Below are 18100 nucleotides of genomic sequence, written 5' to 3' on the forward strand. Positions count from 1 at the left end.
TTGGCGTTACGTGGGACACGCCATGCGTGTCAGCGCGGTCCATCAGACGCCCAATGCCTCAGGCAGCAAGGCATCCACGAAAGCCTCAGGGTCGAACACGCGAAGGTCTTCGGGGCGTTCGCCGATGCCGGCGAAGCGGATCGGAATGCCGAACTCGCGGGCCAGCGCGAACACCACGCCGCCCTTGGCAGTGCCATCCAGCTTGGTCACCACCAGACCGGTCACGGTGACTGCCGCATGGAACTGGCGCAGCTGCGACAGCGCGTTCTGGCCGGTGGTGCCGTCGATGACCATCAGCACCTCGTGCGGCGCGCGTTCGTCGATCTTGCCCAGCACGCGGCGGATCTTGCCCAGCTCGTTCATCAGCCCGCCCTGGGTATGCAGGCGGCCGGCGGTATCGGCGATCAGCACCTCGGTGCCGCGCGCCTTGCCGGCCTGCAGTGCGTCGAATGCCACCGAGGCGGCATCGGCGTTCTGGCCCTGCGCGACCACGGCCACGCCGTTGCGCTCGCCCCAGGCCTGCAGCTGCGCCACGGCGGCGGCGCGGAAGGTATCGCCGGCGGCCAGCATCAGGCTGTGGCCGTCGTCCTTGAAGCGCTTGGCCAGCTTGCCGATGGTGGTGGTCTTGCCCACGCCGTTGACGCCGACGGTGAGGATCACGAAGGGTTTTGCGCTGCGGTCGACCACCAGCGGGCGGGACACCGGTTGCAGGATCGCGATCAGGTCTGCACGCAGCGCCTTGAGCAGGGCGTTGGCATCGGTGAATTCGCGCGCCTTCATGCGCTTGCGCAGGCCTTCCACCAGGTCGGTGGTGGCACCCACGCCGACGTCGGCGGTGATCAGGGCGGTTTCCAGCTCATCCAGCAGGTCGTCGTCGAGCTTGGGGTTGCGCGAGAACAGGCCGCCGAAGCTGCGCGCGATGACGCTGTTGCGCAGGCGGTCGCGCCAGCCGGTCTTGCCAGGAGCGGCCGGAGCGGCTTCGTCGGTGGCGGCCGGCGAGGCCAGCGGCTGTGGGGCTTCCTGGACGATGTCACTGGCGACCAGGACTGCGGCGGGCGGATACAGCGGCGCTGGCGCGGCCTGCACCGCCTCGATGCGCGGTGCATCGGCCGGCGCCGCCGGCGGCACCATTGCGGGGGCGGGTGAGTCGATGGTCGGCGTTGCCACCGGTGTCGCCGCGACCGCGAGCGGCGGGGCGGCCTCGATGGTGGGCGCTGCGGGCGCGGCGGTCGGGCCAATCGGCTCGCCCTCGGACGCGGCGGACGGGAACGCGGCGGCCAGCTCTTCAGCCGAGTAGTGCTGGGTCTTGGACGCGTCCTGCGGAGCGTCCTGGGGCTTTTTGCGGCGGAAGAAGCTGAGCATTGGATTCGGCGCTGAAATCAGGGGGATATGTTATCACCCGGGCCTGTGCGGCCCGCGTGCATTGGCGGGTCGGGTCGCGCGATCCAACACCGCCTGGGCTGGCCAACGGCCGGCGCTACCGGAGCCGTGGTCGGTTGATCCCGATCCCAATGGGCCCGTAACGGTTCGTAGCGCCGGCCGTTGGCCGGCCCAAGCGGTGCCGGCCATCACGTAACGCTTAAGCCGACAATTCCAGCAACAGCTTGTTCAACCGGCGAACATACGCGGCCGGGTCCTTCAGCGTATCGCCGGCCGCGAGCGCGGCCTGGTCGAACAGCACCCGGCTCAGGTCGCCGAAGCGGGCCGCATCGGCTTCCTGGTCCAATTTGCCGATCAGTGGGTGGGCCGGGTTGAACTCGAACACCGGCTTGCTGTCGGGCACCTTCTGGCCGCTGGCTTCCAGGATCTGGCGCATCTGCAGGCCCAGGTCCTGTTCGCCAATGGCCAGGATGGCCGGCGAATCGGTCAGGCGGTGCGAGACGCGCACGTCGGCCACGTCATCGCCCAGCGCGCTCTTGATCCGCTCGACCAGGCCCTGCTTGTCCTTGGCAGCCTCTTCCTGTGCCTGCTTGTCTTCAGCCGTTTCCAGCGCGCCCAGGTCGAGGTCGCCGCGGGCGACGTCGACGAACGACCTGCCGTCGAACTCGGTCAGGTAGCCCATCAGCCACTCGTCGATACGGTCGGTGAGCAGCAGCACTTCGATGCCCTTCTTGCGGAACACTTCCAGGTGGGGGCTGTCCTTGACCTGGGTATGGCTGTCGCCGGTCAGGAAGTAGATCCTGTCCTGGCCTTCGATCATGCGGCCGACATAATCGGCCAGCGACACGCTTTGCTCGCCGTTGGCGTCATGGGTGGACGCGAAGCGCAGCAGGCCGGCGATCTTCTCGCGGTTGTTGAAGTCTTCGGCGGGGCCTTCTTTGAGCACCTGGCCGAACTGCTTCCAGAACCCGGCATACACCTCGGGCTTGTCGGCGGCCAGCTTCTCCAGCATGTCCAGCGAGCGTTTGGTCAGCGCCGATTTCATCGAGTCGATGACCGGGCCGGACTGCAGGATTTCGCGCGAAACATTCAGCGACAGGTCGTTGGAATCGACCACGCCCTTGATGAAACGCAGGTACAACGGCAGGAACTGCTCGGCCTGGTCCATCACGAACACGCGCTGCACGTACAGCTTCAGGCCCTTGGGCGCGTCGCGGTGGTACAGGTCGAACGGCGCGTGGCCGGGCACGTACAGCAGCGAGGTGTACTCGAGCTTGCCTTCGACCTTGTTGTGGCTCCACGCCAGCGGGTCCTGGTGGTCGTGCGCGGCGTGCTTGTAGAACTCCTGGTACTCGGCGTCGCTGATCTCGGTACGCGGGCGGGTCCACAGCGCGCTGGCACGGTTGACGGTTTCCCACTCGACCTCGGCCGGGGCATCGTCGCCGTGGTGATCCTTGACCATCTGGATGGGCAGGCCGATGTGGTCCGAATACTTCTTGATGATGCCGCGCAGGCGCCAGGCATCGGCGAAGTCCTGCTGGTCGTCCTTGAGGTGCAGCACGATGCGGGTGCCGCGCTCGGGCTTGTCGATGCTCTCGACGTCGAACTCGCCCTCGCCACGCGAGGACCAGTGCACGCCTTCGCTGGCCGGCAGGCCGGCGCGGCGCGAGTACACGTCGACCTGGTCGGCCACGATGAAGGCGCTGTAGAAGCCGACGCCGAACTGGCCGATCAGCTGCGAATCCTTTTTCTGGTCGCCGGACAGCTGGCGCAGGAAGTCGCCGGTGCCGGATTTGGCGATCGTGCCCAGGTGGGCGATCGCCTCGTCGCGGCTCATGCCGATGCCGTTGTCGTCGATGGTCAGCGTGTGCGCTTGCGGGTCGACACTGACCTGGATGCGCAATTCACCGCTGCCCGGTAGCGTCGGGCTCTGCCCGGCTGCCTCCAGCAGTTCCGGCTGGGTCAGCGCTTCGAAGCGCAGCTTGTCCGAGGCGTCTGCGGCGTTGGAGATCAGCTCGCGAAGGAAGATTTCCTTGTTGGAATACAGCGAGTGGATCATCAGCTGCAGCAACTGCTTCACTTCGGTCTGGAAGCCCAGGGTTTCTTTTGGGGTCGGCTCGGTCATGGGGCGATGCTCCTTGAAGGCGATGGCGCGCAGGGCGCGGTGGCTGGTCAAGGGGTAGGGATCGATTGTCCCGTTTTCAAGGTATCCCCCGATGCGTAGCGCCACGCCCTGCGTGGCTGGAGCGGATCCGCAGGAAGCAGCCACGCAGGGCGTGGCTCTACAATAGGGGGATGAAACCTCGTACCTCCCAAACCGCCCCTACCGGTCAGGTCCGCATCATCGGCGGCAAATGGCGCAATACCAAGCTGCCGGTGCCGCTGGCGCCTGGCCTGCGGCCCAGCAGTGACCGGGTCCGCGAGACCCTGTTCAACTGGCTGATGCCGCGCTTGGGCGGGGCCCGGGTGCTGGATCTGTTCGCGGGCAGCGGCGCGCTGGGGCTGGAGGCCATTTCGCGCGGCGCCGCCCACGCCACCCTGGTCGAGCGCGACGCGGCGCTGGCCCGGCAGCTGCGGGAATCGGTGGCCAGGCTGGGCGCGCAGGGGCAGGTCGAGGTGGTCCAGGCCGATGCGCTGCACTGGCTGGCTCAGCGCCCGTCGGCGCTGGCCGATATCGCCTTCATCGACCCGCCCTTTGCCGATGGCGTGTGGGAGGCCACGCTGGCCGGGCTGGGCCCGCACCTGGCGGCCGATGCCTGGCTGTACCTGGAGTCGCCGGCCGGGCAGACCCTGCGCCTGCCGCCGGGCTGGCTGCTGCACCGGGAGGGCGGCACCCGCGAGGTCGGCTTTGCCCTGTACAGGCGCGCCACTGCTACACTTTCACCAGATCAGAACGCGTAGCTTCCGCATGACCGTAGCCAACCGCCGCATCGCCGTATACCCGGGCACCTTCGATCCGATCACCAACGGTCACATCGACCTGGTGAACCGGGCCGCGCCGTTGTTCGAGAAACTGGTGGTCGGCGTGGCGCAGAGCCCGTCCAAGGGTCCTTCGCTGCCATTGGAACTGCGGGTGTCGCTGGCGCGCGATGCACTGGCCCACCACCGCAACGTGGAAGTGCGCGGCTTCGACACCCTGCTGGCACACTTCGTGCGCTCGGAGCAGGGTGGGGTGCTGCTGCGCGGGCTGCGCGCGGTGTCCGATTTTGAATATGAATTCCAGATGGCGAGCATGAACCGCCACCTGATTCCCGAGGTCGAGACGCTGTTTTTGACCCCGGCCGAGCAGCACAGCTTCATTTCGTCCTCGCTGGTCCGCGAGATCGCCCGTCTTGGCGGCGACGTGTCCGGCTTCGTGCCGGCCTCGGTGCTCGAGGCGCTGCGCAAGGTCCGCGAAGTGAAGTCGGCCCCAACGTAAACCCCAAGACCCACACATACCAAGAATCACCAAGAGGGAGACTCCATGAACAACACCATGCGTGCCATGTTGATCGCGTCGTTCGCGCTGGCCTTCACCGCCTGCAAGAAGGAAGAAGCCGCACCGGTCGCCGATGCCCAGCAGGCGCTCGTCGCCCCGGCCAAGGATGACGATGCAGGCTGGAAGAAGTACCTGCAGTCGGTGGCCGTGCAGAACATGGGCAACATCACCAACAGCCCGTTCCTGTACTACCTCTCGCCGGAATCTGACCCGGAGTTCCAGGCCAAGTACGACCGCCAGGTCGAGAGCGCCACCGCCGCCGTCGCCCGTGGCGTGCAGCCGGGCAACATGCTGGCCTTCGGCTCGTCCGCCTCGGGCAGGATGGCCGACATGATCCAGGCCGTGTTCAAGGACGTGTCCGCCGACTCGATGAAGGGTGTGCGCGTGGTGTTCATCGGCCAGGCCGCCGACAACGCCCGCGTCCAGTCGATCGTCCAGCCGACCGGCGCCGAGTACATCTTCGTCGAAGCCAAGTAAGCCGTGCCATGGCGGCCGCGCCTTTGCGCGCGGCCCGGGTGGCGTCCTCCGTGGACGCCGCCGTTGACCGGCCCGCGCAGCTGCGCAGGTCGGTTTTCCTCTGCCGGCACTGGCGTGGAGTAACGCCATGTCGCTGAAAATCAATGAGCTCTGCGTCAACTGCGACGTATGCGAGCCCGCCTGTCCCAACCAGGCCATCTCGATGGGTGAAACCATCTACGTGATCGACCCTGCACGCTGCACCGAATGCGTGGGGCATTTCGACGAACCGCAGTGCGTGGTCGTCTGCCCGGTGGAATGCATCGATCCCGATCCGGACATTCCTGAAACCCAGGAAGCGCTGCTGGCCAAGCTGTTTGGACTCCAGCGCGATCATCCCGAACTCTACGTGGAGTCTGCGCCCGAATGAAAACCCCCGCCCGTCGCTGGTTGCTGCTGCTCCTGCTGTGGACACCGACCCTGTGGGCCGCCGAGCCTGCGGCGCAGGCCTCGTTGGCCGCCCATCCTGAAGGCGCCGCCATCGCCAGTGGCCACCACCTGGCCACCGAGGCGGGCATGGAGATCCTGGCCAAGGGCGGCAACGCGTTCGACGCCGCCGTGGCGGTGTCGTCCACGCTGGCAGTGGTCGAGCCGATCAGCTCGGGCCTGGGCGGCGGCGGGTTCTTCCTGCTGCACGATGCCAGCACCGGCAAGGACGTGATGCTGGACGCGCGCGAGACCGCGCCGGCCGCAGCGACTCCTGAAGCGTTCCTCGACAAAAAGGGCGAACTGGACCGCGACCGCTCGGTCAATGGCCCGTGGTCGGCCGGCATTCCCGGCTTGCCGGCGGCGCTGGTGGAGCTGTCGGCCAAGCACGGCAAGCTGCCGCTGCAGGCTTCGCTGGCCCCGGCGATCCGCATCGCACGCGAGGGTTTTCCGGTGTACGCGCGCATGGCCAAGGGCTACGCCTCGCGCCGTGAAGTGATGGAGCGTTACCCCGGAACGCGCGAGGTCTACCTGCGCAACGGCAGGCCGATTGCCGAAGGCGATGTATTCAAGCAGCCGGAACTGGCGCAGACGCTGGAGCGGTTGGCGGCAGGTGGGTTTGACGGCTTCTACAAGGGCCAGACCGGCAAGCTGCTGCTGGCCGGGATGAAGCAGGCCGGTGGCAGCTGGACGGCCGAAGAACTGGCCGGCTACCGGGTCAAGCAGCGCGATCCGATCGTGTTCAACTACCGCGACTGGAAGATCACCACGGCCTCGCCGCCATCGTCGGGCGGCATCGCGCTGGCGTCGATGCTGCAGATCCTGGAAGGCTGGGACCTGAAGGCGATGGACCCGGCCCACCGCACCCACCTGGTGGTGGAATCGATGCGCCGCGCATTCCGTGACCGCACCTTCTTCCTCGGCGATCCGGACTTCGTGCAGATTCCGCAGAAGGTGCTGACCAGCCGCGATTACGCCCAGGGCCTGCGCGCCACCATCCACCCGGAGAAGGCCACCCCCAGTGACCTGCTGTCGGGCAACCCGACGCCGCTGGAAGATGACGAGACCACCCACTTTTCGATCATCGACCAGCAGGGCAACCGGGTCGGCGCCACCCAGACCGTCAACCTGCTGTACGGCTCGGGCCTGATTCCGTCGGGTACCGGCGTGCTGCTCAACAACGAGATGGACGATTTCGCGCTCAAGCCGGGCACGCCCAATGCGTTCGGCGTGATGGGCTATGCGGCCAACGCGCCGAAGCCGGGCAAGCGCATGCTGAGCTCGATGACGCCTACCTTCATGGAATCTGCGGACAAGGTGGTGGTGCTGGGTACGCCGGGCGGCAGCCGCATCATCACCATGGTGCTGCTGGGCGTGCTGGGCTTTGATGACGGCCTCGACGCGCAGCAGGTCGCGGCGTTGCCGCGCTTCCACCACCAGTGGCTGCCGGACGTGATCGAGGCGGAAAGCGATGCCTTCGACGAAGCCACGATCAAGCAGCTGCAGGCGATGGGCCACAAGATCGACCTGCCGGGCAACAGCGCCGCCGGCGGCCGCGGTTCCAGCCACGTGTGGGGCAACCTGCAGACGGTGGAATGGAACCGCCGCAGCAACCAGCTCAGCGTCGGCAGCGACCCGCGCAACCCGGTCGGCAGTGGCGCGATTTCCACATTGGAATAAGCGATTGCATGCGATGACCTGGGTCCGGGCGTTGCCCGGCTTCAGGCATCTGGGCGAACAGCTGTGGTCTGCGAGCGTTCCCTGGATTGGGCCGCCCGGTGCCGGTTTGCGGGGTCGCCGTAAACCCATCCATGGGGGCTAAGCGGTCGCCATCCATGGCGCCGATTCCCCCGCAAACCGACACCGGGCGACCCTCTGACAGATGGCCGGTGGCCATGGCAAACGCGGTAGAGCCGGGCTCTGCCCGGCTGCTCTTCCAACCGCATCACGACCCTGTGTGGGGGCAGCCGCCGGGTAGCCCCCGGAGGGACGCTAGAAAACATGGATGTTTTCTAGCAGCCTACAAGGACGTACTTGCGGCGTGTCCCGGAGCGGGGCTGCCCGGCGGCCGCCCCTGCACGTAGCACTGAGACGCTGCATTTGCTTTGGCCCCGGCTCCGGCCCCGGCCACAAATCCACATAGCGATTTATTAACGCAAGCCGCCGGATAATTTACCGATGAAACTATGGTCCATCCGCGGTAACTCACAGAAGCTCGACGGCGGCGCGATGTTCGGCAATGCACCCCGCGCCGTGTGGGAGAAATGGGCAGCGCCAGATGATCTCAACCGGATCGAACTCGCATGTCGCGCACTCCTTGCCAGCCCGCTGGCCGGCAAGACCGTGCTGTTCGAAACCGGTATCGGCGCGTTCTTCGAACCGAAGCTGCGTGACCGCTACGGCGTGCAGGAGCCGCGGCATGTGCTGATCGAGTCGCTGCGCGAAGCCGGTTTCGAGCACGAGGACATCGACGTGGTGGTGCTCAGCCACCTGCATTTCGACCATGCCGGTGGCCTGCTGGCACCGTGGAGCGAAGGCCGCGGACCGGAACTGCTGTTCCCCAACGCGACCTTCCTGGTCGGTGCCGGACACTGGGAGCGCGCGCTGCATCCGCACCCGCGCGACCGCGCCAGCTTCATTCCGGAACTGCCGCAGTTGCTGCAGGACAGCGGGCGGCTGGAGATCGTGGACGGACCGTATTCGCGCACGCTGGGCCATAGCGTGCGCTTCAGCTTCAGCGATGGGCACACCCCGGGCCTGATGCTGGCCGAGATCGTCGGCCCCGAACAGGTCGAAGGCCAGCCGCGCGGTGGCGTGGTGTTCTGTGCCGACCTGATTCCCGGCCGCTCATGGGTGCACGTACCGATCACCATGGGCTACGACCGCAACGCCGAACTGCTGATCGACGAGAAGCGCAGCTTCCTCGAAGACAAACTGGCGCGCAACGTGCACCTGTTCTTTACCCACGACCCCGACTGCGCGCTGGCCCAGGTCACCCGCGACGAGAAAGGGCGATTCGGCACCGCCCACGAACAGGGCGAGCTGAAAGCGCGCGCGTTGGCCTGACATAGCGTGGGACATGCATGGCGTGTCGCTACGGTGCCTGCGCACAACGTCGATCATCCCGCCACGCGGGTACCGAAAATACGATCACCTGCATCGCCCAGGCCCGGCAGGATGTAGCCACGCTCATTGAGCCGCGTATCGATCGCAGCCGTGAAGATCTCCACATCCGGATGCGCAGCCTGCACCGCGGCGATGCCTTCCGGCGCGGCCACCAGGAAAATGCCCTTGATCCGCCGCGCCCCGGCGCGCTTGAGCATGTCGATGGTCGCGATCAGGGTGCCGCCGGTGGCGAGCATCGGGTCCAGGATCAGCGCATCGCGCTCCTCCAGGCGGCCGGTCAGGCGCTCGAAGTAGGGCACCGGCTGCAGGGTTTCCTCGTCGCGCTGCAGGCCGACCACGCTGACCCGCGCCGCCGGAATGAGCGACAGCACGCCGCTGAGCATGCCCAGCCCCGCGCGCAGGATCGGCACCACGGTGATCTTGGCGCCGGCAATGCGTTGCACGGTCACCGGGCCGGCCCAGCCCGGGAGGGTATGCGCTTCGGTATCCAGGTCGGCGGTGGCCTCGTAGGCCAGCAGCCCGCCCAGTTCGTTGGCCAGCTCGCGGAAGTCCTTGGTGCTCAGGGACGCGTCGCGCATCAGGCCGATCTTGTGCTGCACCAGCGGGTGGCGGACTTCGACGATTTTCATGGGAATGCCAACAAAACGGGGAGACCGCCATTTTGCCGCACCGGCGCTGTACCCGGCCAGAGGCGGATGCTGGCCGTGGCCGCCGCTACCGGTGTCACGACCATGCAATCTTCCGGACATATCGTGCTGACCCAATCTTTACACCGTTGGGGATGCCGTGCAGAACAAATCGCCGTTGGGGCTGGCCATCAGCCTGTCGTTGCTGGTCCTGTCCACCGCGCCTGCCGTGGCCGCCGCGAGCGGGGAGCTCGCTGGTGCTGCGGCAGCCACCGAACTGGACCGGGTGGAAGTGCGGCCGCAGTTGGAATCGCAGACCCGTGCAGTCGACCTCAAGCGCGGCAGCGATGCCATCCAGGACGCGGTATCGTCCGACGCCATGGGTGTCTACCCGGACAAGAACGTGGCCGAATCGCTGCAGCGCCTGCCCGGTGTCAGCGTTACCCGCGACCAGGGCGAAGGCCGCTTCGTGGTGGTGCGTGGCCTGGATGCCAACCTCAACAGCGTCAGCATCGACGGCATCGCCGTGGGCACGCCGGAAGATTCCAGCCGCGCCGCACCGCTGGACGTGATCCCGTCCGATTCCACCGAACGCCTGCGCGTGGTCAAGTCGCCGACCCCGGACATGCCCGGTGATGCCATCGGCGGCGCGATCCTGGTCGAATCGGCGTCCGCCTTCGACCGCGACGGACGCAGCCTGCGCGGCAAGATCGAAGCCAGCCACCAGGACCTGTCCGGCCACACCAGCCCCAAGGCGGCCTTCAACTACAGCGAAGTGTTCGCCGATACCTTCGGCGTGGCGCTCGGCGTGAACTACCAGAACCGCAAGTTCGAGTCTGACAACAGCGAAGTGGAGTACGGCGAGTTCGATGGCGGCAGCGAAGACGACCTGTTCGCCACCAGCCTGCAGCACCGCAAGTACGAGATCGAGCGCAAGCGCATCGGCGCCAACCTCAATGTCGACTGGCGCCCGAACGAAGACAGCCAGTACTACCTGCGCACGTTGTACAGCCAGTTTGACGATGCCGAAACCCGCCAGCGTACGATCTTCAACTTCGGTGATGGTGACGTCACCGCGCTGGGCAACAACCGGTTCCGCGTCGACGACCTGCCGGCCGACGCGATCCAGAAGCGCATGCGTTACCGCACCAAGAAGGAAAACACCTTCGCGGCCAGCCTGGGCGGCGAGAACCGCCTGACCAACGCGGTGGTCGACTACAAGGTTGGCTACACGCGTACCGAAGAACGCGTCAATGATGAAATGGAAGCGCGTTTCGAATACAACGGTGACGACCTCGCTGCCACTGTGGACCAGAACAGCGGCATCCCGCGCTACACCCTCGGCGATGCCAGCTGGATGGACAACGGCAACTACGATTTCGACCGCTTCGTGGTCTCGCCCAAGCGCGTGGACGACAAGGAGCACAGCGCGCAGGTCAACATCCGCTTCGACGGCGACAGCAGCAGCTACAAGTTCGGCCTGCTCGGTCGTTGGCGCGACCGCGATGTCGATACCGACGAGCGCGAACTGCGGGTCGGCCCGGACGTGGCGTTGTCCGACTGGACCACGACCACGCCCGATCACCGTGGCGGCAGCCTGGGGCAGGGCATGAGTTCGGACGCGATGCGCCGCTACTGGGCGCAGTTCGGCAGCCAGTACAGCTCCCGCCCGCAGGATGTCGGCGCCAATGCGATGACCTCGCTGGAAGAGGACTACACCGCCAGCGAAGACATCTTCGCCAGCTATGCCATGGGCACCTGGGACATCGGCAACCTGCGCATCATCGGCGGCGTGCGGGTGGAAAACACCCAGTTCCAGGCCACCGGCAACCAGGTGGACGTGGCCGCCGACGGCCGCAGCTACACCGTTGCCCCGCTTACCGCCGAGCGCAGCTACACCAACGTGCTGCCGGGCCTGCACCTTCGCTATGACGCAGGCAGTGACTGGGTGCTGCGCGCGGCCGCCAACAAGACCGTCTCGCGTCCGTCGTTCGGCGATATCGCCCCGCGCATCGGCTACAACCGTGGCGATGAGGAAGTGCGGCTGGGCAACCCGGAACTGGATCCGTACGAATCCAAGAACGTGGACCTGTCGTTCGAGCGCTACATCGGCAGCACCGGCATCCTCTCGCTGGGCCTGTTCCACAAGTCCATCGATGGCTACATCGTCAACACCGTCAGCGACAGCGATCCCGAATACCCGGGCTTCGAGGTCACCCGCGTGATCAACGGCGACAAGGCCAAGGTCTACGGCGCCGAGTTCAACTGGCAGCAGCAGCTCAGCTTCCTGCCGACCGGTTGGGATGGCCTGCTGGTCGGTGCCAGCGGCACCTGGCTGGAGACCGATTTCGATCCGGGCCTGGACGGCCGCGCCGATGAGGACTTCACCCTGCCGCGTGCATCCAAACACGTGTACAGCGCACACCTGGGGTACGAAAAGGCCGGCTTCAGCACCCGCCTCGCCGCCGTGTACCGCAGCGAATACCTGGATACGCTGGGCGACAGCCGCGCCTACGACATCTTCGTGGCGCCCAACACCCAGCTCGATTTCAGCCTGGACTACAAAATCACCGCCAACGTCAGCGTATACGTCGAGGCACAGAACCTGCTCGACAAGCCGTTGGAGCTTTACCAGGGCGTGCGCTCGCGCACGCTGCAGAACGAAGAATACGGCCGCACCTACGCGCTGGGCCTGAAGGTGGCGCTGTGATGCGCGCGCGTGCCATGCTGGGGCTGGTCGCCATGGCGATGCTGGCCGGCTGCAAGCCGGTCGCCAGTCCGGCACCGGCTGCACCGGCAGTGGATGCGGCCGCTGCCACCACCGGCCGCTCGGTGGCGACCGTGGCCGAAGCGTTCCTCACGCCGATGACGCCGGCCGACAACATCGATTCGCCGGCCAGCTGGACCAGCCCGGACGGGCAAGTGTGGTTGATCGCCACCGCCAAGGCCACCGACAAGCTGGTGGTGTACGACGGCCAGACCGGCGCGCGCCTGCGCGACGTGGGCAGTACCGGCACCGCGCCGGGCCAGTTCGACCGTCCCAACGGCATCGCCGTGGTCGACGACCTGGTGCTGATCGTGGAGCGCGACAATCATCGCGTGCAGGTGCTGCAGCTGCCGGACTTCACCCCGTTGGGCGTGTTCGCTGCCGACGATCTGCGCAAGCCTTATGGGCTGTGGGTCAATAAACAGGCCAGCGGCTACGATGTGTATGTCACCGACTCCTACGATGCCGGTGAAGACGCGCAGGGCAATGATGTGCTGCCGCCGCTGGCTGAACTGGACAAGCGTGTGCGCCGGTATGCGCTGCAGGTGCAGGGCGGAAAGGCAAAGGCGACCCTGGCGGCCACCATCGGCGACACCAGCGAGGCCGGCGCGCTGCGCGTGGTCGAATCGATCTGGGGCGACCCGGCCAACGACCGCCTGCTGATCGCCGAGGAAGACGAGACCTATGCCAGCGAGATCAAGGTGTACTCGCTGGAAGGCAAGTTCAGTGGCACCACCTTCGGCCGCGATGCGTTCAAGGCCCAGGCCGAGGGCGTGATGTTGCGCACCTGCGGCAACGGCGGCTGGTGGATCACCACCGAACAGGGCAAGCAGCGCAGCGTGTTCCATCTGTTCGACCGCCACACGCTGAAGCATGTCGGCGCCTTCCAGGGCAATACCGTGGCCAACACCGATGGCATCTGGTTGAGCACGGCCGCATCGCCTCGCTTCCCGCATGGCGCGCTGTACGCCGTGCATGACGACCAGGGCGTGGTCGCTTTCGACTGGGCCAGCGTGGCCAGGCAGCTGTCGCTGCCGCTGGAGTGTGCGCCTTGATCCGTCCGTACCGATGTGCCGCCGCGCTGACCGTGGCGCTGCTGCTGTGCATGGGGGCGGCCTCGGCCAGCTCCGATGGCAAGGCCGAGCCGAACACCCAGGTGCCGGCAGGCAATACCCACTACGTCGCGACCGGCTTCCCGGATCGCCTTGTGGCCTCGCCGGCGCAGGATGCCGCGCGCGGTTTCGCGGTGGCCTGGCGTACCGACGGCACGGTCAACGCGCCGGTGCTGGAGTGGGTCGTGGCCGGTGATTCGCCGGACGTCGGCACGCCCAGCCGGGTCACGGCCGTCACCACGCCGCTGAAGACCGAACTGGGCGTCTCCCACCATCACCGTGCCGACGTCGCTGGACTGGCGCCGGACACGCTGTACCTGTGGCGGGTGCAGGGCAACGGCACCTGGAGTGCGTGGAACCAGCTGCGTACCGCCGGGCGCGCCGGGCAGCCATTGACCCTGCTGTACTTCGGTGACACCCAGAACAAGAACGTCAGCCACGTCTCGCGCGTGCTTCGGGCCGGCATCAAGGCAGCGCCGGATGCGCGGTTGACCCTGTTTGCGGGTGACCTGGTCAGCGGTGGGGATGGCGTGGACGACAGCGAGTGGGGCGAGTGGTTCGCGGCCGCCGGCTGGCTGCCGCAGGAAACCGCGGTCGCTCCGGCGATCGGCAACCATGAGTACTTCGAGGAGTTCGAAGACACTCCGCAGGAACGTCGCGTGCTGGGCCGGCATTGGCCGGTGACATTCGCGCTGCCGCGCAACGGCGTGGATGCCGCAGCGACCAGCACCTACTGGTTCGACTACCAGGGCGTGCGCATCGCCGTGCTGGATGGCACCTCTGCACTGGACCTGGGCACGGCGCAGGCGCAGGCGGCGTGGCTGGACAAGGTGCTGGCCGGCAACCCGCACCCGTGGAGCATCGTGCTGCTGCACCAGCCGTTCTATTCCCCGCGCGAGGGCCGCGAGAACGCCGAGCTGCGCGACGTGCTGCTGCCGGTAGTGCGCCGCCACAAGGTGGACCTGGTGTTGCAGGGCCATGACCACACCTACGGCCGCCGCGGCGAAGGCCAGGCCGCCACCCCGCAGTACGTGGTGACCGTGGCCGGCCCCAAGCAGTACCGGCTGTCCGACGAAGCGCGCGCAACGATGGCGCCGGTCGGCGAGGACACCCAGCTGTACCAGGTGCTCACGATCGATCCACGCCATCTGCGCTACGAAGCACGGACGGTGACCGGTCGCCTGTATGACGGCTTCGAGCTCAGCCGCAGCGCCGACGGCCACAAGCAGAAGGCCGAACTGACCGAAGGCCGCATCGCCCCCCGCGACTGCACGCGCGCGCAGACCCTGAAGGGCCGCGCCGACCGTTGCTGGGAATGACCCGGACCGACCTGCAACGTGATGCCATGAACGCCAATCGCACCCTCCCGCTTGCCGCCTTCACCACTGCACTTCTTCTCCTGACCAGCGCCAGCCTCGCCAGCAATGCCGTGCTGCATCCGTTCCTGGCCGCGCAGCCCAAGGAAGCACCCGAGGAAGCCAACCTGGCGGTGGAAATTCCGGCCGGCAGCTTCACCAAATACGAGATCAAGGAAGACGGGCTGGTTCACGTCGACCGCTTCCAATCGATGCCGGTGGCATACCCGGCCAACTACGGCTCGATGCCGCGCACGCTGGCTGGTGACAACGACCCGCTGGATGCGCTGGTGCTCACCCGCGAACCGCTGCACCCGGGGGTGATCGTTCGCTTCCGCCCGATCGGGTACCTGAAAATGATCGACAAGGGCGAGCACGATGAGAAGGTGATCGGCGTGCCCACCGACAGGATCGACCCCACCTACGCCAACGTCCGCGACCTGCAGGACCTGCCGCTGATCGAGCGCCAGCGCATCGAGGCGTTCTTCCGGGTCTACAAGGACCTGCCCGAAGGCCGCAACCCGGTGCAGCTCAACGGCTGGGGCAATGCCGCCGAAGCCAGGGCGGTGATCCGCGAAGCCATGCAGCGCTTCGATGCGCAGCAACGGCCCGCCCAGCGAAGGAAAGATCATCCACCGTAATGACACCGCATCGGTGTCAACGCCATCCCATGCCCACCCGTAGAGCCACGCCCTGCGTGGCTGCGCCATCCTGCCACCCGCGTAGGACACCCCATGGGTGCCCTCGGCATCCCGGCAGCGGGGCAGAGCCCCGCTCTACGTCCTGGGCAGCGGGGCAGGGCCCCGCTCTACGCCGCGTGGCCGCTTGCGGAGTACCTTCACCCGGCATCGCTATCATGTGGCTCTCTTTCAGCGTGGGCGGTGCTTGTGTCGGTAGCTCTGATCTGGTTCCGCCGCGATCTGCGCCTCCAGGACAACCCGGCACTGCAGGCCGCGCTCGACGCGGGGCATGTTGCTGTTCCGGTCTACATCCACGCACCGGACGAGGAAGGTGCGTGGGCGCCGGGCGCTGCATCGAACGTGTGGTTGCACCGTTCGCTGGCTGCGCTTGACGCCGATCTCCGCGCCCGAGGCTCGGCGCTGGTGCTTCGCCAAGGCCACAGCGAGGCGCAGCTGCGGGCACTGATCGCCGAAACCGGTGCCGAAGCGGTCTACTGGAACCGGAAGTACGAACCGGGCACGCAACCGCGCGACGCCCGGATCAAGCGCGAACTGCGCGAGCAGGGCATCGACGCCACCAGCTGCAACGGCAGCCTGATGTTCGAACCCTGGGACATCGCCACGCTGCAGGGCGGCCCGTACAAGGTATTCACCCCGTTCTGGCGCAACGCGCTGACCCGGATGAACCTGCCGACGCCGTGGGCAGCGCCGGCGGATATGCCGGCGCACGCGGTGCAGGGCATCCCGCTGGACGCGCTGCAGCTCACCCCGCAACTGGACTGGGACCGGCAGTTCTGGGAACACTGGCAGCCCGGCGAGGCGGGAGCGCACGAGGCGTTGTCGGTGTTCATCGACGGTGCGTTGAACGGCTACCGCCAACAGCGCGACCTTCCTGACCGGGTAGGCACTTCGCTGCTGTCGCCGCACCTGCACTTCGGCGAACTATCTCCGTGGCAGATCGTGCGACGTCTGGAGACCGGGCGCAGCGCGAGCCTCGGCGCCGATATCGACGGCTACATCCGTGAGCTGGGTTGGCGCGAGTTCTCGTACCACCTGCTGCACCATTTCCCGCAGGCGCCCGATCAGAACCTCAATCCGCGCTTTGCGCAGTTCAACTGGGCAGCGCCGAACGAAACACAGCTGCAGGCCTGGCAACAGGGCCGAACCGGCGTGCCGATCATCGATGCCGGCCTGCGCGAGCTGTGGGCTACCGGGTACATGCATAACCGGGTGCGCATGCTCGTCGCAAGCTTCCTGTGCAAGCACCTGCGCCAGCACTGGCTGCACGGCGCGCGCTGGTTCTGGGACACACTGGTGGATGCCGACCTGGCCAACAACACCATGGGCTGGCAATGGGTAGCCGGAACCGGGGCAGATGCGGCGCCGTATTTCCGCATCTTCAATCCGGTCACCCAATCGGAAACGTTCGATCCGCAGGCCCGTTACATCACCCGCTGGGTACCGGAACTGGCCGCGCTGCCCCTGAAGGCGCGGTTCGCGCCGTGGCAGTCACCGGCGCTGCTGGCCGAGCTGGCGCCGGGGTATCCGGCGGTGCCGCTGGTGGATCTCGCGGCGGGGCGCGAGGCCGCATTGGCCGCGTATCGGCATACCCGCTGATGCCGCTACCTGAACGAAATGCCGAATTCGTGCGTGTTCATCATGCCGACATCGCATTTGCGTGTTTATCCTTCTGGCCGTCCGCACGCCGTCAGACCGGCAACCAAGGAGATGACACCATGATCCGACCCGTAACCCGCAACGTGGCCCTGGCCCTGATGACCGCTGCCGCTTTGTCGGCCTGCGCCACCGGTGGCACGTACGTGCAGAGCGACCCGTATGGCAACCCGACCCAGCAGCAGAGCAAGACCGGCCGCAATGCGCTGATCGGTACCGCGATCGGTGTCGCCGCCGGCCTGCTGACCGGTGACAGCGCCACCGAGCGCCGCCAGCACGCCATGGTCGGTGCGGGTATCGGTGCACTGGCCGGCGCCGGTGTCGGCGCCTATCAGAACAAGCAGGAGCGCCAGCTGCGCGAGCGCACCGCCAACACCGGTATCGACGTGCAGCGAGATGGCAACAACATCATTCTGAGCTTGCCTGATGGCGTCACCTTCGACTTCGGCAAGTCCGCGTTGAAGCCGCAGTTCTATGGCGCGCTGAACGGCGTGGCGGGTACGCTCAACGAATACAACCAGACGATGATCGAAGTGGTCGGCCACACCGACAGCATCGGCAGCGATGCGGTGAACAACAAGCTCTCGCTGGAGCGGGCCAATTCAGTGGCCGATTACCTGCAAGGGCAGGGCGTCCAGCGCGTGCGCATGGAGACCTTGGGTGCCGGCAAGGCCTACCCGATTGCCGACAACAGCACCGATGCAGGCCGGGCAAAGAACCGCCGCGTGGAAATCCGCGTGATTCCGTTGCAACAATAAAACGCGCGAGCGCTTTCTATAGCTGCGTTACATCACTTCGGCCTATGCAGTGCGAAGATGCCGCCCCAAAGGGCGGCATCTCTGTATTGCGCGTCGATACCATCCGACGGTAGGGTCGGTCGCCAGACGACTGCCCGTAACGCTGCAACGTCCGGTAACGCATGGCCTCCAACGAAAGGTGCCTCTTCGTCAGAGGTACATG

The 18100-nt window shown here is 66.6% G+C and carries 15 protein-coding genes; 12 read left to right on the forward strand and 3 right to left on the reverse strand.

Annotation, left to right across the window (positions count from 1 at the left end; translation table 11 throughout):
• Window positions 1-42: 42 nt before the first annotated feature.
• Together ftsY and htpG are read right to left on the reverse strand one after the other, a co-directional pair.
• Window positions 43-1362 (reverse strand): signal recognition particle-docking protein FtsY, encoded by a 1320-nt coding sequence (gene ftsY / locus J7J08_RS03315; protein WP_214901430.1) that lies wholly within the window; start codon window positions 1360-1362, stop codon window positions 43-45.
• A 217-nt stretch (window positions 1363-1579) separates the two neighbouring features.
• Window positions 1580-3505, reverse strand: coding sequence for a molecular chaperone HtpG (gene htpG / locus J7J08_RS03320; RefSeq protein WP_214901432.1), 1926 nt, complete (start codon window positions 3503-3505; stop codon window positions 1580-1582).
• 170 nt (window positions 3506-3675) lie between these two features.
• Between htpG and rsmD the strand changes: the two genes are divergently transcribed.
• The 6 genes from rsmD (at window position 3676) to J7J08_RS03350 (ending at window position 8866) form a co-directional block, all read left to right on the forward strand.
• Window positions 3676-4281: a 16S rRNA (guanine(966)-N(2))-methyltransferase RsmD gene (rsmD, locus tag J7J08_RS03325; protein ID WP_214901434.1), complete on the forward strand. Its 606-nt coding sequence runs from the start codon at window positions 3676-3678 to the stop codon at window positions 4279-4281.
• Window positions 4282-4288: 7 nt separating this feature from the next.
• Window positions 4289-4798, forward strand: a complete 510-nt coding sequence (gene coaD, locus J7J08_RS03330; protein ID WP_214901435.1) for a pantetheine-phosphate adenylyltransferase — start codon at window positions 4289-4291, stop codon at window positions 4796-4798.
• Between the two features lie 45 nt (window positions 4799-4843).
• Complete coding sequence (locus J7J08_RS03335) at window positions 4844-5335, forward strand: hypothetical protein (protein WP_214901436.1); 492 nt, start codon at window positions 4844-4846, stop codon at window positions 5333-5335.
• 127 nt (window positions 5336-5462) lie between these two features.
• Window positions 5463-5744, forward strand: coding sequence for a YfhL family 4Fe-4S dicluster ferredoxin (locus J7J08_RS03340; protein WP_214901437.1), 282 nt, complete (start codon window positions 5463-5465; stop codon window positions 5742-5744).
• A complete protein-coding gene (gene ggt / locus J7J08_RS03345) occupies window positions 5741-7480 on the forward strand; it encodes a gamma-glutamyltransferase (protein ID WP_214901438.1) in 1740 nt (579 codons plus the stop codon). The genes J7J08_RS03340 and ggt overlap by 4 nt, the downstream gene beginning before the upstream one ends.
• Window positions 7481-7978: 498 nt before the next feature.
• Window positions 7979-8866: an MBL fold metallo-hydrolase gene (locus J7J08_RS03350; protein ID WP_214901439.1), complete on the forward strand. Its 888-nt coding sequence runs from the start codon at window positions 7979-7981 to the stop codon at window positions 8864-8866.
• 53 nt (window positions 8867-8919) lie between these two features.
• Here the strand turns inward: J7J08_RS03350 and upp are convergent, their stop codons facing one another.
• Window positions 8920-9555, reverse strand: a complete 636-nt coding sequence (upp, locus tag J7J08_RS03355; protein ID WP_214901440.1) for a uracil phosphoribosyltransferase — start codon at window positions 9553-9555, stop codon at window positions 8920-8922.
• Between the two features lie 157 nt (window positions 9556-9712).
• Between upp and J7J08_RS03360 the strand changes: the two genes are divergently transcribed.
• From J7J08_RS03360 to J7J08_RS03385, 6 genes are all read left to right on the forward strand, one after another.
• On the forward strand, window positions 9713-12262 hold the full coding sequence (locus tag J7J08_RS03360) for a TonB-dependent receptor (protein WP_214901442.1): 2550 nt from the start codon (window positions 9713-9715) through the stop codon (window positions 12260-12262).
• A gap of 38 nt (window positions 12263-12300) precedes the next feature.
• Window positions 12301-13374, forward strand: coding sequence for a phytase (locus J7J08_RS03365; protein WP_251006402.1), 1074 nt, complete (start codon window positions 12301-12303; stop codon window positions 13372-13374).
• Between the two features lie 50 nt (window positions 13375-13424).
• Window positions 13425-14750: a metallophosphoesterase family protein gene (locus J7J08_RS03370; RefSeq protein ID WP_214901617.1), complete on the forward strand. Its 1326-nt coding sequence runs from the start codon at window positions 13425-13427 to the stop codon at window positions 14748-14750.
• 26 nt (window positions 14751-14776) lie between these two features.
• Entirely contained in the window at window positions 14777-15427 is a 651-nt protein-coding gene (locus J7J08_RS03375; protein ID WP_214901446.1) for an inorganic diphosphatase, read from the forward strand.
• 246 nt (window positions 15428-15673) lie between these two features.
• Window positions 15674-17083, forward strand: a complete 1410-nt coding sequence (locus tag J7J08_RS03380; RefSeq protein WP_214901448.1) for a deoxyribodipyrimidine photo-lyase — start codon at window positions 15674-15676, stop codon at window positions 17081-17083.
• Window positions 17084-17202: 119 nt separating this feature from the next.
• Window positions 17203-17898, forward strand: a complete 696-nt coding sequence (locus J7J08_RS03385) for an OmpA family protein (RefSeq protein ID WP_214901449.1) — start codon at window positions 17203-17205, stop codon at window positions 17896-17898.
• Window positions 17899-18100: the final 202 nt, after the last annotated feature.

It is taken from the genome of Stenotrophomonas sp. ISL-67, from assembly GCF_018612915.1.
In the GTDB taxonomy this organism is placed as follows: domain Bacteria; phylum Pseudomonadota; class Gammaproteobacteria; order Xanthomonadales; family Xanthomonadaceae; genus Stenotrophomonas.

Coding starts and splice junctions, on each gene's coding strand:
- J7J08_RS03370 (WP_214901617.1), top strand. CDS start 13,425: ATGGGGGCGGCCTCGGCCAGCTCCGATGGCAAGGCCGAGCCGAACACC.
- J7J08_RS03375 (WP_214901446.1), top strand. CDS start 14,777: ATGAACGCCAATCGCACCCTCCCGCTTGCCGCCTTCACCACTGCACTT.
- J7J08_RS03350 (WP_214901439.1), top strand. CDS start 7,979: ATGAAACTATGGTCCATCCGCGGTAACTCACAGAAGCTCGACGGCGGC.
- J7J08_RS03365 (WP_251006402.1), top strand. CDS start 12,301: ATGCTGGCCGGCTGCAAGCCGGTCGCCAGTCCGGCACCGGCTGCACCG.
- J7J08_RS03340 (WP_214901437.1), top strand. CDS start 5,463: ATGTCGCTGAAAATCAATGAGCTCTGCGTCAACTGCGACGTATGCGAG.
- J7J08_RS03335 (WP_214901436.1), top strand. CDS start 4,844: ATGAACAACACCATGCGTGCCATGTTGATCGCGTCGTTCGCGCTGGCC.
- J7J08_RS03385 (WP_214901449.1), top strand. CDS start 17,203: ATGATCCGACCCGTAACCCGCAACGTGGCCCTGGCCCTGATGACCGCT.
- ggt (WP_214901438.1), top strand. CDS start 5,741: ATGAAAACCCCCGCCCGTCGCTGGTTGCTGCTGCTCCTGCTGTGGACA.
- upp (WP_214901440.1), bottom strand. CDS start 9,555: ATGAAAATCGTCGAAGTCCGCCACCCGCTGGTGCAGCACAAGATCGGC.
- ftsY (WP_214901430.1), bottom strand. CDS start 1,362: ATGCTCAGCTTCTTCCGCCGCAAAAAGCCCCAGGACGCTCCGCAGGAC.
- coaD (WP_214901435.1), top strand. CDS start 4,289: ATGACCGTAGCCAACCGCCGCATCGCCGTATACCCGGGCACCTTCGAT.
- htpG (WP_214901432.1), bottom strand. CDS start 3,505: ATGACCGAGCCGACCCCAAAAGAAACCCTGGGCTTCCAGACCGAAGTG.
- rsmD (WP_214901434.1), top strand. CDS start 3,676: ATGAAACCTCGTACCTCCCAAACCGCCCCTACCGGTCAGGTCCGCATC.